Source organism: Pseudofulvibacter geojedonensis, assembly GCF_042675745.1.
GTDB lineage: Bacteria > Bacteroidota > Bacteroidia > Flavobacteriales > Flavobacteriaceae > Pseudofulvibacter > Pseudofulvibacter geojedonensis.
On the sequence record NZ_JBHTJM010000008.1, the window covers coordinates 151,974 to 168,362 of the forward strand.

Annotated in this window: 16 protein-coding genes and 3 tRNA genes; 13 read left to right on the plus strand and 6 right to left on the minus strand. The window is 31.2% G+C overall.

All coding sequences use genetic code 11. The annotated features are described in order from the left end of the window. The first annotated feature begins 1 nt into the window (after window position 1). The 7 genes from ACFQ1O_RS07890 to ACFQ1O_RS07920 all read left to right on the plus strand — a co-directional run bounded on the left by ACFQ1O_RS07890 (window position 2) and on the right by ACFQ1O_RS07920 (window position 5,389). The gene (locus tag ACFQ1O_RS07890) at window positions 2-364 is read left to right on the plus strand and encodes a DoxX family protein (protein ID WP_377715126.1); all 363 of its coding nucleotides are present in this window, start codon (window positions 2-4) and stop codon (window positions 362-364) included. Between the two features lie 18 nt (window positions 365-382). Continuing rightward, window positions 383-916, plus strand: coding sequence for an NADPH-dependent FMN reductase (locus tag ACFQ1O_RS07895; RefSeq protein ID WP_377715128.1), 534 nt, complete (start codon window positions 383-385; stop codon window positions 914-916). A gap of 11 nt (window positions 917-927) precedes the next feature. Beyond that, entirely contained in the window at window positions 928-1,362 is a 435-nt protein-coding gene (locus tag ACFQ1O_RS07900) for a (4Fe-4S)-binding protein (protein WP_377715130.1), read from the plus strand. A gap of 4 nt (window positions 1,363-1,366) precedes the next feature. Beyond that, window positions 1,367-1,804 (plus strand): MarR family winged helix-turn-helix transcriptional regulator, encoded by a 438-nt coding sequence (locus tag ACFQ1O_RS07905; RefSeq protein ID WP_377715132.1) that lies wholly within the window; start codon window positions 1,367-1,369, stop codon window positions 1,802-1,804. Window positions 1,805-1,865: 61 nt separating this feature from the next. Continuing rightward, window positions 1,866-2,738, plus strand: a complete 873-nt coding sequence (locus tag ACFQ1O_RS07910) for a pirin family protein (RefSeq protein ID WP_377715134.1) — start codon at window positions 1,866-1,868, stop codon at window positions 2,736-2,738. Window positions 2,739-2,990: 252 nt separating this feature from the next. Then, complete coding sequence (ettA, locus tag ACFQ1O_RS07915; RefSeq protein WP_377715136.1) at window positions 2,991-4,682, plus strand: energy-dependent translational throttle protein EttA; 1,692 nt, start codon at window positions 2,991-2,993, stop codon at window positions 4,680-4,682. A gap of 323 nt (window positions 4,683-5,005) precedes the next feature. Further along, the gene (locus ACFQ1O_RS07920; RefSeq protein ID WP_377715138.1) at window positions 5,006-5,389 is read left to right on the plus strand and encodes a pyrophosphohydrolase domain-containing protein; all 384 of its coding nucleotides are present in this window, start codon (window positions 5,006-5,008) and stop codon (window positions 5,387-5,389) included. 19 nt (window positions 5,390-5,408) lie between these two features. On the opposite strand, the gene ACFQ1O_RS07925 is transcribed toward ACFQ1O_RS07920, so the two are convergent. Further along, a complete protein-coding gene (locus ACFQ1O_RS07925; RefSeq protein ID WP_377715140.1) occupies window positions 5,409-7,625 on the minus strand; it encodes a transglycosylase domain-containing protein in 2,217 nt (738 codons plus the stop codon). Between the two features lie 84 nt (window positions 7,626-7,709). After that, complete coding sequence (locus ACFQ1O_RS07930; protein ID WP_377715747.1) at window positions 7,710-8,846, minus strand: heparan-alpha-glucosaminide N-acetyltransferase domain-containing protein; 1,137 nt, start codon at window positions 8,844-8,846, stop codon at window positions 7,710-7,712. A gap of 124 nt (window positions 8,847-8,970) precedes the next feature. On the opposite strand from ACFQ1O_RS07930, the gene ACFQ1O_RS07935 reads away from it, so the two are divergent. The 5 genes from ACFQ1O_RS07935 to ACFQ1O_RS07955 all read left to right on the plus strand — a co-directional run bounded on the left by ACFQ1O_RS07935 (window position 8,971) and on the right by ACFQ1O_RS07955 (window position 10,985). Then, the gene (locus ACFQ1O_RS07935) at window positions 8,971-9,903 is read left to right on the plus strand and encodes a peptidylprolyl isomerase (protein WP_377715142.1); all 933 of its coding nucleotides are present in this window, start codon (window positions 8,971-8,973) and stop codon (window positions 9,901-9,903) included. Window positions 9,904-10,090: 187 nt separating this feature from the next. Next, window positions 10,091-10,163: transfer RNA gene (locus ACFQ1O_RS07940), tRNA-Gly, on the plus strand. A 16-nt stretch (window positions 10,164-10,179) separates the two neighbouring features. Beyond that, window positions 10,180-10,263: transfer RNA gene (locus ACFQ1O_RS07945), tRNA-Leu, on the plus strand. A 56-nt stretch (window positions 10,264-10,319) separates the two neighbouring features. Then, a tRNA-Leu gene (locus tag ACFQ1O_RS07950) sits at window positions 10,320-10,403 on the plus strand. Window positions 10,404-10,469: 66 nt separating this feature from the next. Next, on the plus strand, window positions 10,470-10,985 hold the full coding sequence (locus tag ACFQ1O_RS07955) for a hypothetical protein (RefSeq protein ID WP_377715143.1): 516 nt from the start codon (window positions 10,470-10,472) through the stop codon (window positions 10,983-10,985). Window positions 10,986-10,987: 2 nt separating this feature from the next. Here the strand turns inward: ACFQ1O_RS07955 and ACFQ1O_RS07960 are convergent, their stop codons facing one another. Then, window positions 10,988-12,058: a DUF3810 domain-containing protein gene (locus ACFQ1O_RS07960; RefSeq protein ID WP_377715145.1), complete on the minus strand. Its 1,071-nt coding sequence runs from the start codon at window positions 12,056-12,058 to the stop codon at window positions 10,988-10,990. 94 nt (window positions 12,059-12,152) lie between these two features. Between ACFQ1O_RS07960 and ACFQ1O_RS07965 the strand changes: the two genes are divergently transcribed. Beyond that, a complete protein-coding gene (locus ACFQ1O_RS07965; protein WP_377715147.1) occupies window positions 12,153-13,613 on the plus strand; it encodes an aminoacyl-histidine dipeptidase in 1,461 nt (486 codons plus the stop codon). 72 nt (window positions 13,614-13,685) lie between these two features. Here the strand turns inward: ACFQ1O_RS07965 and ACFQ1O_RS07970 are convergent, their stop codons facing one another. Genes ACFQ1O_RS07970 through ACFQ1O_RS07980 form a run of 3 tightly spaced genes read right to left on the minus strand, consistent with a single transcriptional unit; the run spans window position 13,686 to window position 16,378 of the window. Continuing rightward, the gene (locus ACFQ1O_RS07970) at window positions 13,686-14,780 is read right to left on the minus strand and encodes a peptidylprolyl isomerase (protein ID WP_377715149.1); all 1,095 of its coding nucleotides are present in this window, start codon (window positions 14,778-14,780) and stop codon (window positions 13,686-13,688) included. 12 nt (window positions 14,781-14,792) lie between these two features. After that, the gene (gldI, locus tag ACFQ1O_RS07975) at window positions 14,793-15,344 is read right to left on the minus strand and encodes a gliding motility-associated peptidyl-prolyl isomerase GldI (RefSeq protein ID WP_377715151.1); all 552 of its coding nucleotides are present in this window, start codon (window positions 15,342-15,344) and stop codon (window positions 14,793-14,795) included. Continuing rightward, a complete protein-coding gene (locus ACFQ1O_RS07980; RefSeq protein WP_377715153.1) occupies window positions 15,344-16,378 on the minus strand; it encodes a DHH family phosphoesterase in 1,035 nt (344 codons plus the stop codon). Before ACFQ1O_RS07980 ends, gldI begins: the two co-directional genes overlap by 1 nt. Window positions 16,379-16,389: the final 11 nt, after the last annotated feature.

Genomic DNA, 16,389 nt, shown 5'->3' on the forward strand with positions numbered 1-16,389 from the left:
CATGAAAAAGTTCAAACTAATTTTTTATATAAGTACAATGTTATTGTCATTGTTAATGATGTTATCTGCTGGAATGTATATTTTTAATAACGAAGCTGTAAACGGAATGTTTCAAAATTTTGGATATCCAACATATATAGTTTATCCATTAGCGATTGCTAAACTTTTAGGTGTAATTACTTTATGGATTCCTAAATGGAAAACCTTACAAGAATGGGCTTATGCTGGATTCTTTTTTGATTTTGTGTTGGCATTTTTTGCTCATTATATGATTGGAGATGATGAGCAATCAGGAGCTATAGTTGCTTTGGTGTTATTAACTATATCATATCTATCAAGAAGAAAAGTTCAAGAATTATTATAATAATTAATATATTTTAAAATGAAAAAAATAATTGCATTAGGGGCTAGCAATAGTAAACAATCTATTAATAAGGTGTTAGCTACTTACATAGCTAATAAGGTAAAAGATGCAGATGTAAGTACTTTAGATTTAAATGATTATAGTTTACCATTGTATGGTATCGACTTAGAAAATGAATCAGGAGTACCAGATGATGCTAAGAAATTATTGGAAAACATTCAAAATGCAGATGGGATTGTATTATCATTAGCAGAGCATAATGGAGCTTATTCTACGGCTTTTAAAAATGCATTTGATTGGATGTCTAGAATTGATGGGAAACTATGGAATAATATTCCTATGTTATTGTTATCTACTTCACCTGGAGCAAGAGGAGGAGCAACAGTATTAGAAATGGCTAATAATCGTTTTCCTTACATGGGGGGTAATGTGGTTGATGCAATAGCTTTTCCTTCATTTTTTGATAATTTTAAAGAAGGTAATGTTGTAAATAAAGAGTTAGAATTGCAATTACAGTCAGGTGTAAAAAAGTTAGAAGAAGTTATGGGATAAAGATTGTTGATATGAATGAGGATAAGAAAAAAATAGTAAAGGAGTATAGTAATGAAGAAATAACAGTTGTATGGAAACCAGACAGCTGTATTCACTCTAAGAAATGTTGGAAAGATTTAATACAGGTTTTTAATCCGAAAAATAGACCTTGGATAAATTTAGTTGGGGCTACCAATGATAGAATAAAAAAGCAGGTGACGGCTTGTCCATCAGGAGCATTATCTTATAAATCTAACATAGAAGATGATAAAGAGGTAATACAAACAGAAACCAAAGTTGAAGCTTTAAAAAATGGCCCTTTACTTATTTACGGAACCATTCATATAACAAATTCTGACGGTGCTACAGAAGTAAAGAGTAAAACAACTGCTTTTTGTAGGTGTGGAATATCACAAAACAAGCCTTATTGTGATGGGGCACACATTAAAGCAAATTTTAAAGCCTAAATATATGGGAGACATAGCTAAAGATATTCAATCTACTTTTCCATCTAACAAGGTTAAGGCTTTAATTAATATAAAGTATACTGCTAATTGGTTAAACAATAAAGAGGTGTTGTTTTTTAAGCCATTTGGATTGTCTCCTCAGCAATATAATGTATTACGTATTTTAAGAGGGGCGGGAAAACCAATGAAAGCACAGTTGGTTAAGGAGCGAATGATAGATAGATCGCCCAATACAACAAGAATGATGGATAAGTTGTTAGATAAGAAGTTAATAAGTAGATATAGATGTGAACATGATAGAAGGGTTGTTTTTATAGAAGTAACCAAGAAAGGATTGGATTTAATTGATGAGATTTCTAAAAGCACACGTCTAGAATTTTTAGATAAAATAACAGAAAAAGAAGCTGCTTTGTTAAGTGATTTACTTGACAAGCTTAGATAATAAACTAACAAGAAAAAAGTAATTCAGTTTCAAGTAATAACTAAAGAACGATAAAGAAAACATGAAACTAAATTCAATAAAGAAAGTAGGAAAGAGTGAAATGGTTAACATGGGGCCAATACAATTAAGGCAGCCAATACCAACTCAACAAATAGATAAGATAGATCCATTTATATTATTGCATCACTATGGTCCGTATGATATAGATGAAAAAAATAATCCGTTCGATTTGGGGCCACACCCACACAGAGGTTTTGAGCCTATTACTTTTTTAATTCAAGGAGAACAAAAGCATAGAGATTCATTAGGAAATGAAAGTTTGGTAAAAGCTGGAGATGTGCAGTGGACTACAGCAGGTAGAGGAATTATTCATGCTGAAGGTCCTTCTAAGGAGTTTGTAGAAAAAGGAGGAAAGCTAGAAGGTATACAGTTATGGTTAAATTTACCTTCAGAAAAAAAGATGATGCAACCTAAATATCAGCATCTGACATCAGAAAGAATAGATCTTGTAGTCTCTGATGACAAATTAGTATCAATTCAAGTAATTGCAGGAATATTAAATGGAGTAGAAGGTAAAATTACTACTCAAACACCTGTTAATGCTTTTATGATAGATATGGAAATGGACGGTTTGTTTGAATTACCACTAGATAATTCACATCAATCATTATTATATCTTCTAAATGGAGAAGTTTTGGTAAATAATGAAGTTGTTTTAGAAAAAGGAGTAAACCAATTAATAGAGTTTAATCAGGATGGAGATGGTACTGTTTTAAATGCGCGTAAAAATAGTAAGCTATTATTTTTATCAGGAGCTCCATTAAACGAAAAAGTAACAAGTTGGGGGCCATATGTTATGAACACTCAAACAGAAATAATGGAAGCTTTACGTGATTACCAACAAGGAAAGATGGGGTTCTTACCGGTTTCGTAATCATATAGTTGTGTTATTTTTTTATTATTTATAAATAAAAATGTTATAAAAAATAAATGATTAATTAGAATTAATAAAAATAATTATATTAGCAAGTCTTTATTTTTAAAGACGGCCTCTGGAAAAGCTATTTAATTTGTTTTTACCCCATTAAAAGCACTTTATATTTCAGAGGCTTTTTTTTATACCTTATCAATTAGCTTTTTAAGAAGATTATTCCCGATATTAGCATTTCTTAAAAATAAAATAAACATGTCAGACGATAAGAAGATTATATTTTCCATGAACAAGGTTTCTAAAACCTATCAAAGTACTGGAAAACAAGTTTTAAAAGATATATACTTAAGTTTCTTTTATGGAGCTAAGATTGGAGTTTTAGGTTTAAACGGATCGGGTAAATCTACCTTGCTAAAAATTATTGCAGGAATAGAAAAGAACTATCAAGGAGATGTTATGTTCTCTAAAGATCATTCGGTAGGATATTTAGAACAAGAACCTCAATTAGATGAGTCTAAAACTGTAATGGACGTTGTAAAAGAAGGAGTAGCAGAAATAGTAGCTGTTTTAGATGAGTATAACAAAATAAACGATATGTTTGGTTTAGAAGAGGTGTATTCTGATCCAAACAAAATGGAAAAGTTAATGGCTCAACAAGCAGATTTACAAGATAAAATTGATGCTTCAGGAGCTTGGGAATTAGATACCAAATTAGAAATTGCAATGGATGCTTTGCGTACTCCACCTGGAGATACGCCAATTTCTGTTTTGTCAGGAGGAGAGCGTCGTCGTGTAGCTTTATGTAGATTGTTACTACAACAACCAGATGTATTGTTATTAGATGAGCCTACTAACCATTTAGACGCAGAATCTGTGCACTGGTTAGAGCACCATTTAGCACAGTATAAAGGAACAGTTATAGCCGTAACACACGATAGATATTTCTTAGATAATGTTGCAGGTTGGATTTTAGAATTAGATAGAGGAGAAGGAATACCTTGGAAAGGTAATTATTCTTCTTGGTTAGATCAAAAATCAAAGCGTTTAGCTCAAGAGCAGAAAACTGCTTCAAAGCGTCAAAAAACATTAGAACGAGAGCTAGAATGGGTTCGTATGGCTCCAAAGGGGCGTCATGCAAAATCTAAAGCACGTTTGGCTAATTACGATAAGTTAATGAGTCAAGACCAAAAACAGATGGATGAAAAATTAGAGATTTTTATTCCTAATGGTCCTCGACTAGGAACTAATGTTATTGAAGCCACTGGTGTGTCAAAAGCATTTGGAGATAAGTTATTATATGAAAATCTAGAATTTAACCTTCCACAAGCAGGTATAGTAGGAATTATTGGTCCGAATGGTGCTGGTAAAACAACTATTTTTAGAATGATAATGGGAGAGCAAGAACCAGACGGAGGTACTTTTAAAGTAGGAGAAACTGCTAAAATTGCTTATGTAGATCAGAGTCATAAAGATATTGATCCAGAAAAATCTATTTGGGAAAACTTCTCAGAGGGTCAGGACTTAATTATGATGGGAGGAAAACAAGTTAATTCTCGTGCTTATTTAAGTAGGTTTAATTTTGCTGGAAGCGAACAAAATAAAAAAGTGTCGACTTTATCCGGTGGAGAAAGAAATCGTTTGCATTTGGCTATGACCTTAAAAGAAGAAGGTAATGTATTGTTACTTGATGAGCCTACTAATGATTTAGATGTAAATACCTTAAGAGCTTTAGAAGAAGGTCTTGAAAATTTTGCTGGATGTGCTGTGGTAATATCCCACGATAGATGGTTTTTAGATAGAATTTGTACACATATATTAGCTTTTGAGGGAGATTCTCAAGTCTATTTCTTTGAAGGTACATTCTCTGAATATGAAGAAAATAAGAAGAAGCGATTAGGTGGAGATATAATGCCTAAACGTATTAAATATAAAAAGTTAATTAGATAGAGTTATTTTAATAGGATAAAAAAGGGCAGCTTGGTTTACCAAACTGCCCTTTTATTTTTTATTTGAGTTATATGAATTAATTATAAATCATCAACTTAATAGCAAATAATATACTTAAAAAGAACAGTAACCCTACTAAAATCCAAATAGCACCTTTGTAATACCTTTTATGAAGATTAATGTCTTTCCTGTATGACCAAATCATTACAATTACAAAAGCTATAAAAAATAAAACTGCGAAAATAAGTTGGCCAGTGGTAAACATAAATATTTTGTTATTTTTATGCGAAATTAAATAATCTCACGACTAATAAATACATTTTATGAAAAAATATACAGATGCCGTAAAAGAATTTCATACTGCTTTTAAAATTGGACATAGAGAAACGCCTAAAGCAGATTTAGGAGCTGCTAAAAATGCATTAAGGTTTAACTTAATGAAAGAGGAAAACGAAGAATATTTAGAGGCAGCTCAAAATGGTGACTTAGTAGAAGTAGCAGATGCTCTGGGAGATATGTTATACATACTATGTGGTACAATTATAGAACATGGTTTGCAAGATAAAATTGTTGAGGTATTTGATGAAATTCAAAGAAGTAATATGAGTAAGTTAGGTGAAAATGGAGAACCTATTTATAGAGAAGATGGTAAAGTATTAAAAGGACCAAATTATTTTAAACCCAATATTAAAGAGATCGTATCTTAAAAAGAAAGACTAGTTTAAACTAGTCTTTTTTCTTTTTAAAAATCTTTTTAAAAATAGATTCATTATTTTTTTTATCAGCTTTTTGTTGTTCTTTTTCAAAGTTTTTGTCTTTCTTTTTAAAAATATCAAAAAACTTTTCTAAACCAGTTTTTTCTTTGTAGTCATCACAGTTTAAACTTTCTAGTTGTTCATCAGACAAGGGTTTGAAAGATGTATGATATTTTTTTTGATGCTGAACTTTTTTAAGTGTCTTTGCTACTAATGGCAAAGCTAGCCTTCCTCCAGAACCGTTACCGTTATTAAAATGAATTTTAGGAGAAGAACAACCAACCCTACTAACCATTATTAAGTCTGGATTGTAGGAAGCGAACCAGGCATCAGCATAATTTTGAGAACTACCTGTTTTTCCTGCTAAGGGTAATTTTACACCGTATTTACTTCGTAATGCAGTTCCAGTACCTTCGTTAATAGCTTTTTGTAAAATATAGTTAATTATTTCTGCTGTGTTCTCTTTTATAATGTTGTTTTTGTTTTTAGCTTGGTGTTTGTAAATAATTTTACCATCCCCAGTTGTTATTTGGGTTATAAAATATGGTTGAACTAATTCACCGTTATTCGCAAATGCTCCATAAGCTTTGGTTAATTCAAAAATACTTGCCGTAGCAGTTCCAAGTGCTAAAGAGGGAGTGTTTTTTATGTTACTACTAAATTCCATTTTTTTCCATAAAGTATCTACGGGTTTGAAACCAGTTTTCATAAATAAATTAACAGTAGGAATGTTTAAAGAGTTTTTTAATGCACCAGCCATAGAGTATTTACCACCTAGCTTTTTATTAGCGTTTTCTGGACTCCAATTATCATAATCAGAAATAATTAATTCTTCGTTTTCTAGATAATCACAAGGAGAGATGTTTTCTTCTAATGCAGCAGCATATAAAATGGGTTTAAAGGTTGAAGCTACTTGTCTTTGAGCATAGATTTGATCATATGGATACATAGAGTGATCAATACCACCCACCCAAGCTTTAATTTGCCCATTTTTTGGGTTCATAGCTAAAAGTCCGGCATGTAATAAAGTTTCAGATTTTTGAATACTATCGTAAATAGAAATAGAATCTAAATATGTCTCTTTCCAATCAAAAACTAATTGCTTTTTTTTTTCAAACTTTTTATCATAAAGACTTTCTTTTTTTAAGATATTATCTATGTGTTTTCTTAATGTATTGCTGTTTTTATATTGTTTTCTAATAAGATTCTGCATGGTTTTTAAATGCGATTGAAAACTCTGTAAAGCAGCATTTTGTAGGTTTATGTCTAAAGTAGTATGTATTTGTAAGCCGTCTGTTTCTATTTGATAGTTAGTGTTTTTTTCTTCGTTTATTTTTTTAATAATATTCTGTGCTTCTTTTTTTACTTCAGTTAAAAAATAACCAGTATTATTTTCCGAATTTAAATTATTGTACTCCAGTTTTAAAGGGATTTTTTGAATGGAGTCAAGTTCTTGTTGAGTAAGATATCCATATTTTTCCATTTGTACTAAAACTACTTTTCGTCTTTTTATTGCATTTTGAGGGTATAGTCTAGGGTTGTAATATGTATTGGCTTTAAGAATTCCAACTAAAACAGCAGCTTCTTCTAATTTTAAGTTTGATACGCTTTTATTGAAATAACGTAAAGCAGCAGCTTCTATTCCGTATACATTTTCTCCAAAAGATACTGTGTTTAAGTATAAGGTTAAAATATCTTTTTTGGTAAATGTTTGTTCTATTCTATAAGCTTGTATGCCTTCTTTGGTTTTATTGATAAGCATGGTTAAAGGTCCGTAATCTTTTCTGCCATACATGTTTTTAGCCAATTGTTGAGTAATAGTACTACCTCCACCAGAACGTTTGTTATTTTGTAAAATACTCTTAAAAAGAACTCGGAATAAACTACGGGTATCTACGCCACTATGTTCAAAATAACGGGCATCTTCTGTTGCTACTAAAGCATTAATTAAATGCTTAGGTAACTGATTAAAACTGGTATTAGTTCTATTTTCTTGAAAATACTTTCCTATAACGCTATTACTTTCAGATAATACAATTGAAGCTTCTTCATTATTAAAATCTTTTAATTCATCTTTAGTGTATATATGCCCAAACACATCGTAGTTTACAGCAGTTATAAAAGCAGCTACTATAAAAGCAATAAATAAAGAAAGTTTTAATAAAAAGCGTAAAATCTTTTTTATCATTTTGTTGGTTTTGTCTATTAAACGATTGCAGAAAGTGTATCGTATACTAGGGAGTGTTAAAATATGCTAAAAATATGTAAGTTACTACCTCTGAGCTTTTAAATATGCAATTTTCATTAATCTAATTTGTCTATAGAAAAAATCTAAACACTTATAAGCTAATTGATTTAAAGGTGTTCTAAATTTTAACACTAAAAAACAAGTAGTGATTACAAAAAGTAGTGCACCTATTAACGCTTGATTAAGAGTTAAAGAGTTGTATAACCATCTTGTTAGTCCGGTATGAAACCAACTTCCGTATAGTAGTATATGATGAACGATATAAATAGATAAAGTAACCTTACCAATTTGAATAAATATAGAGTGGTTTAATATATTTCTTAAATAAATAAAAGCAGTCATCAATACTAAAGAATCACCAAGCCTGGTAAAAAGGTAATTGTATTCACCACTTACAGTAAATATGCTTATTTGTGTAAGTTCACCTAAATTTAACAATATTCCTGTTGAAAAGAATAAAAGTAATAACCCTAATAAGCCAGTATATTTTGGTAATAAAAAATAAAAGTTTTTTTGGTCTTTATATTTAATAAAAAGTGTAGCTAAAAAAGCTCCAATGCTAACATATCCAAACCAAGGAAATAAACTAAAAACTGCTCCGTTAGCTTTGGTAAAGTAATGGCTAATAACAGTTGGTAAATAAGGCATTTCAATGGCATTATAATATCTTTCGAATAAAAAAGATAATACGGTAATCATAACTAAAGTAACCTGAAATAAGTTGGAACTTCTTTTGTATAAAGTTAGGTATATAAAACATAGGAGTAGTAAAGAAAGACCAATTATATGTAAGACATCTGTGTAAAAATAGGCTTCATGAATATACCCAGATAAAACACCTGCAATACCTATTCGGAGTATGTACCCCCAAGCTATAAGTACGAGACCTCTTTTAATTCCTTTTTTAATTCTTAATAACTGCTTTTTTTTATCTGTTTGATTTAATACCAAGAACATAAAAATAAACCCAGTAATGGTAAAAAATGTAGGAGCAGTTATACCTCTAAAATATTCCCAAACAGAATAATATATATTGTTAGAATCTTTATAAGTGCAACTTAATAAGCTACTTACAAAGTGTCCTTGTAGCATCATTATAATGGCAAAAGATCGCAAAGCGTCTATAAAAACGAGTCTGTTATTTGATTTTTTTTGGGTGATGTTTTCTGTAAATTTTGAGCAAAGCTACTAAAAATGAGTTAAATACTACTTAAAAAGAAAATAGAAACTAGCTGAAAGAATAAAAATATGTAATTTTGCATTTTCAAAAATTAAAATAACAATTATGCAAGACGGTTTATACGCAAAGTTTCATACTTCTAAGGGAGAAATTTTAGTGAATTTAGAATTTCAAAAAACACCGGGTACGGTTGGTAACTTTGTAGGTTTAGCGGAAGGGAATTTAGAAAATAAAGTAAAAGAACAAGGAAATCCTTATTACGATGGACTAAAGTTTCATAGAGTTATACCAGATTTTATGATTCAAGGAGGTTGCCCTCAAGGAACAGGTACAGGTGATGCTGGTTATAAGTTTGATGATGAATTTCATCCAGATTTAAAGCATTCTGGCCCTGGAGTCTTAGCAATGGCAAATGCAGGACCAGGAACTAACGGTAGCCAGTTTTATATTACCCATGTAGAAACAGCTTGGTTAGATGGGAAACATACTGTTTTTGGAAATGTTGTAGAGGGTCAAGATGTTGTAGATAGTGTTGCTCAAGGAGATATAATAGAAAAATTAGAAATTGTTAGAGTAGGAGCAGAAGCCGAGGCGTTTAACGCAATAGAAGCTTTTAGAACATTTGAAGGGTCTAGAGAAAAGCGTTTAGCTGAAGCTAAAGCAGCGGCAGCAGAGGCATTAGATAAGTTATCTGCAGGGTTTGACAAAACTGAAAGCGGATTAAGATATCAAATTATTCAAAAGGGAGCAGGAGCTAAAGCAGAAAAAGGAAAAACGGTATCAGTGCACTATAAAGGGCAATTGTCTGATGGAATGGTATTCGATTCTTCATATAAAAGAAATTCACCAATCGATTTTACTTTAGGAGTTGGCCAAGTTATAGCTGGATGGGATGAAGGAATTGGTTTGTTACAAGAAGGTGATAAGGCAAGATTTGTAATTCCTTCAGATTTAGCATACGGAGAAAGAGGAGCTGGTGGAGTAATTCCTCCTGGAGCAACTCTAATATTTGACGTAGAATTAATGAAAGTTAAATAAAAAAAACTCTCAACATTATAGAAAAGGCACTGTTTTTTAAAAGCAGTGCTTTTTTATATTTATTGGTTTTCAGTGGCTTAAGAAAAAGTGAGTTTTTTTTTAAATAAAAGGCTTTGCAATATTAAAAAAGGTGTTATATTTGCATCCGCAATACGATAAGTGTTGCTCGTTCATTAAGATAAATAATGCGAAAATAGCTCAGCTGGTAGAGCGCCACCTTGCCAAGGTGGAGGTCGCGAGTTCGAGCCTCGTTTTTCGCTCTGTATAATATAGCATGCTCAAGTGGTGGAATTGGTAGACACGTTGGACTTAAAATCCAATGAACCTTGGTTCGTGCGGGTTCAAGTCCCGCCTTGAGTACTAAATGCCTCAACCTCCGGGTTGAGGTTATTTAAAAAATATATTCAATATACCATGCTGAAGTGGTGGAATTGGTAGACACGTTGGACTTAAAATCCAATGACCCTTGGGTCGTGCGGGTTCAAGTCCCGCCTTCAGTACAAAGCCTTACTAAATTAGTAAGGCTTTTTTTGTATCTTGTGTTTAGCTTATAAAAAATGATATTTATGAAAACAAAACAACTATTTTTATCGATCTTATTATTCTTTTTTTCAACAGTTATTTTATTTGCTCAAGAAGCAGTAAATTCAAATGTAGAAGTTGTAGAATCAGGTGAAAATGAATTATTATACAATACTTCTTGGAAGTTAATAAAAACTGTTCCAGAGTTTGATACTTCAATAGCTATTACATTACTTTTTCAGAAAGAGGGAAAACAATTAAAAGTAACAAAGGAAGTAACTTCTATGCCAAAGTTAGAAGGGACTAAATTAATTACAACAAAGAAAGAAAATATTAATTTTTATTCTTGGAAATACGGAGTTTTAGAAACTAAATATGAGGGTGATGATGTTGTAGAGCAGATTTTAGATTATTCAAAACTAGTTTTAATGGCAGAAGGTTATGCTTTTAAAATAAAAAATATATCTGAAAATAATATGGTATTAGAGGTATTAAAAGCTCCAAATGTTATTTTTGGTAAATCTATTTTTGAGGTAAATGAATTGCATTTCGAAAAATAGCCTTAGTTAGTTTCTTTAGAATAATATAATTCATAGTTAACCAATAAAGCGACAACATAGCTATAACTTTTTATTCCATTGCTTTGATTGTTAGCTTTTAAAAAGGTGTCATAGCTAGATTTAAAGAGTGGTTCTATAGGATTTTGGTAGCTATCCCAAAAATCACGACTTTCTTTGTAGTTGGCTAAGATACCTTTATTGATTGTTTTTAGCAGATCATCATATAATGTTTTATCGCGTTTGTAAACTTCACGCAAACAATATCGTAGGGCTGACACTGTACCAGAATATTGAAAGTATAAATCTGTACTACTCATAGTAGCTAAACAACCAATAAAATTAGTTTCATTTTCTGCTGCAAAACCTAATTGATGTGCTTCTTCATGACAGCTAACAAAAGGAAAATAATATTTTGGTATCAGGTAATTTACTTGAGCTTCATTGGTAAAAGGGTTTAAATAACCACTAAAACCCATGTATGTTAGCGGTAACGAAAGAATAGATTTCTTAATACTTCTAGGTTGATATTTTAATTCAGGAAATATATTTTCTAAGTTTTTATAGGCATTTGTAGTTTTTAGGAAAATTTTATTTCTATTGTATGGAATAGAAACTTTTAAAGAGTCGTTGCGAACTGTTTTTAGATGAATATGATTAGCTTTTTCAATGAATGATTTTGTTGTTATTATGAGTTCTTTGGTAGTATATTCTTTTTCTAAACCTAATGAATTATGTAAAGGTAGTCTGTAGTAGTTAAGTCCCCATAAAAAATGAAATAAGAAATATATAACTGAAAGAAAAGAAGTGATGGTTAATAATTGCTCTTTTTTATAAATTTTTTTGATGTTTTTGTATAACCATCTTGTTATCATAAAGAATAGTAATAAATAGCAAATGTCTCCTACAGAAAAGGGAATCCAACCTAAAATATAACGCGAAGTTTTTGATATGATTGAATATATTCCGTTACTGTAATATCGTTCAATAAAACTAGGAAACATAGCTAATAACTTAAGTAAGATGATTTGTATGGGTAATAAAATAGCTAGTAGTCCTTTTTTAGAAAGTGTCATTATATTAGTGTTGATTTAATTGACAAATTACAAAAACTTAGTTAGAAAAAATCTATTAAAAGTGGCTATATTTGACGTCTATAAAATTAAAAGTATGAGTCAAGAAGTAAGAAACTTAGCCCCTAAGGCTTTATGGAATAAATTTGCTGATTTAAATGAAGTTCCACGTCCATCTAAAAAAGAAGAACGTGTTATAGCCTTTATGAAAAAGTTTGGAGAGGATTTAGGGTTAGAAACAATTGAAGATGAAGTAGGAAATGTTATCATAAAAAAGCCTGCATCAATAGGGATGGAAGATAGAAAAACTATTGTAATGCAATCGCATTTAGATATGGTTCATCAAAAAAATGCAGATACGGTTTTTGATTTTGATACCCAAGGTATACAAATGTATGTAGATGGTGATTGGGTAAGAGCAAAAGGAACTACTTTAGGAGCAGATAATGGGTTAGGCGTAGCAACAATCATGGCTATTCTAGAGTCTAACGAAATTCAACATCCTGCAATTGAAGCGTTGTTTACAATAGATGAAGAGACTGGAATGACAGGTGCTATGGGGTTAAAAGGAGGACTTTTATCTGGAGAGATCCTTTTAAACTTAGATACAGAAGAAGATGATGAAATTGGAGTAGGTTGTGCAGGAGGAATAGACATTACAGCTACTACTAATTACAATGAAAATATTGTATCAGGAAATGTTTCAGCTTATACTATATCTGTAAAGGGGTTGAATGGTGGTCATTCAGGAATGGATATTATAAAAGGATTAGGAAATGCTAATATTTTTATGACTCGTTTACTGTATAAGGGATATGAAAAATATGGATTGCGTGTATCTGAAATTGATGGTGGTAGTTTACGTAATGCTATACCTAGAGAGTCTTTTGCTACTGTAATTATTGAAAATACTCATAAAGAGGCTTTTTTAAGTGAAATGGATCTGGCAATAGCGGAAATTACTGCAGAGTATAAAACTTTAGAAGCTGATTTAGATGTAGAGATTAAAGAAACATCTTTGCCAGAAAAAATAATAGACTTAGGAGTTCAAGAAAACCTACTAAAAGCATTATATAGTGCTCATAATGGAGTTTATAGAATGAGTCCAGATATAGAAGGTTTGGTAGAAACTTCTAATAATATAGCTAGAGTAGTTGTGAAAGAAGGACAAGCAAAAGTATTGTGTTTAACCAGAAGCTCTGTTGAAAGTGGTAAATATGATTTAGCAAATAAATTAACAGCTACTTTTGAGTTAGCAGGATTAGATGTAGAGCTTTCTGGGTCTTATCCTGGTTGGACACCAAAGATGGATGCTGAGATATTAAAAGTAATGACAGATTTATATGTGAAGTTAAATGGAGAACAACCACATGTTGCTGCATGTCATGCCGGATTAGAGTGTGGTATTTTAGGAACGCATTATCCAGATATGGAAATGATCTCTTTTGGTCCTAATATTAAAGGAGCTCATTCTCCAGATGAAAGAGCTCAGATATCTTCTGCTCAAAAATATTGGAATTTTGTTTTAGAGATTTTGAAGGAAATACCAAAAAAATAAAATAAAAACGTTTTGTCATAAAAAAAGAAAGGCTACTCAACTGAGTAGCCTTTTATATTTTTAGAAGATAAATTATTTTTCTTCAGTAGGAGATTCGTTTTCTATTTCCAATTCGAAAACTAAATCAGAGTTTGGAGGAATTGGTCCGCCACCTCTTTCCCCATATCCTAGGTGAGAAGGAATAAATACTAATGCTTTGTCGCCAGGAGCCATAGCTAATAAACCGTCTCTAAATCCTTGAATTAAACGAGCGGCTGGACTATAATCCATTGGTACAGGTTTGTCGTACATATTACGTTGAACCTTCATTGGGTTAAGCATTTCATATTTTTCTTCTAAAGCTTTACTGTTAGAGTCGAATAAAGTACCATCTTTAGCTAAGTAACCAGCATAATTTACTGGAACTTTTGCTCCGGTTTCTGGTTTAGGGTTATTTCCTTTAGTTAAAAAAGCTATTTGAACTCCAGATTCTAGAGTTTCTGCATTAGCTTTGTGCTTAGCAAAAAGAGCTAAAGTTTCTTCTTTTACTTTTGCTACTCTAGCTTCTTTTTCAGCTTGAGCTTTTTTCTCTTCAGCAAAATGACTATCAAATATTTTGGCAGCATCAAATTTCTTTGCAGCTTTTCCTTTTCTAATAATATTAACAGCTTTCATTATGTCATTTTGTGCAATGCTATCTACAACATTTTGTCCGCTAACCACATGACCAAAAACAGTATGTTTGTTGTTTAACCAAGGAGTTGCTTTATGAGTAATAAAGAATTGACTACCATTTGTTTTAGGTCCAGAATTAGCCATAGATAGAATTCCAGGCCCCGAGTGAACTAGGGAGTCATTGAATTCATCTTTAAATTTATACCCAGGGTCTCCAGATCCAGTACCTAAAGGGTCTCCTCCTTGAATCATGAAGTCTTTTATAACTCTATGGAATTTTAATCCGTTATAGTATTTTTTTCCTTTGTATTCTTCTTTAACACTTTGGTTGGTTCCTTCTGCTAAAGAAACAAAATTAGCTACCGTTATTGGAGTTTTTTCAAACTCTAGTTGACACATAATAGTTCCTTTGTCGGTTACTATTTCTGCATACATTCCATCCTCAAGATTTGGGTGTTGATCTTTTTGACAAGATGATAAGGCAAAGAATAATGATAAAATTAATAATTTCATGGTGTTCATTTTTTACTTTTTCTCGTTTAGTGTTAATATTTCATTTAATGTAATGGTGCACACAATAGGTGTGTTAGGTTTAATTTTATTTCTATCACCCTTGTAGCCATAAGCTATTTGTGAAGGGAATACACATTTTATAGTTTCGTTTACACGCATTAATTTTAATCCTTTGCGCAAACCATTCATAATATTTTGCTGATCCACTCTATAACTCTGTATTCCTAACTCTTCTTCAGTGTATATTGGGTTGTTGTTTAAATCTGTTATATGATATTTAAAAACAACTTTGTTTCCAAAAAAAGGTGTTACATTAGTAGTTGTATCTTGTTTGATGTATGCATAACTAAAACCATGTTGAGACTGCTTGTAACTGTTTAAAGAATCTATTTTTATATAGTTGTCTATTAATTGGTTTTCTTTTTCAAGTAACTTCTTAGTTCGCTCTGCAGATTTACTATAAGTACTTCCTGATTTTACAGAAACAGGTTTTCTAGCTTCGGGTTCCTGGCAAGCATTACAGCTAAATAAAACAAAAGCTATTATTAAATATAAATAACGCATTAGGCTAATTCTTTTTTATAGTTGGGTAAGATACTAATAAATTTATCAATTGTAGCCTTAAGAGTATCATTACTAATACCTCCAGCAGCATTTATGTGTCCACCTCCATTAAAATGTGTTCTAGCTAATTCATTTACAGAAAAATCACCTTTAGATCTAAAAGACATTTTTATGATACCTTGCTCTGCATCTTCTTTAAATATAGCAGCTATTTTTACACCTTGTAGAGATAATGCATAATTCACTATACCTTCAGTATCTCCTTTTTGCGCATTAAATCTTTTCAATTCTTCGGTAGATAAACTAATATATGCGGTGTTTAATTCAGGAATTGTTTTTAAGTTATTAAGAGATTTACCTAGTAACTGTAATCTGTTATATGAATTGTTGTCATAAACATTTTGATGAATCTTGGCATTGTCAATCCCTAAATCAACGAGGTTCGCAATTACTCTGTGTGTTGTGCTGGTTGTAGATCTAAATCTAAAAGAGCCTGTATCAGTCATAATTCCTGTGTATATACATTGAGCAATATCAGTATCTATTAAAGAGGTATCTTCTAGATAATCTATGAAATGGTACACCATTTGACAAGTAGAACAAATACTCGTGTCTGAATACATAACCTTAGCAAATTCTTCTGGTTGTTGATGATGATCTATCATAATAAAAGAAGCTTTGCTGTTTTCTAAAACGGATTGCATATCTCCGGTTCTATGCAATGCATTATAGTCTAACGAAAAAATTACATCAGCATTATTAATCAATTCCATACATTCCTCTTGAGCTTCATCAAATATTAAAATTCTATCATTATTTGGGAGCCACTTTAAGAAATCAGGATAATTGTTTGGAACAATTACATGAGCCTTTATATTTAATTTTTTAAGATAGCCATAAATAGCTAAACTAGATCCAATAGCATCTCCATCTGGGTTTTTATGGCAAGTAATAACAACATTATCAGTTGTTTGTAATAGTTCTTTTGTTTTTTTTATATATTGTCGCTCCATAATAGCTGCGAATATAAACATATGTAACTAAA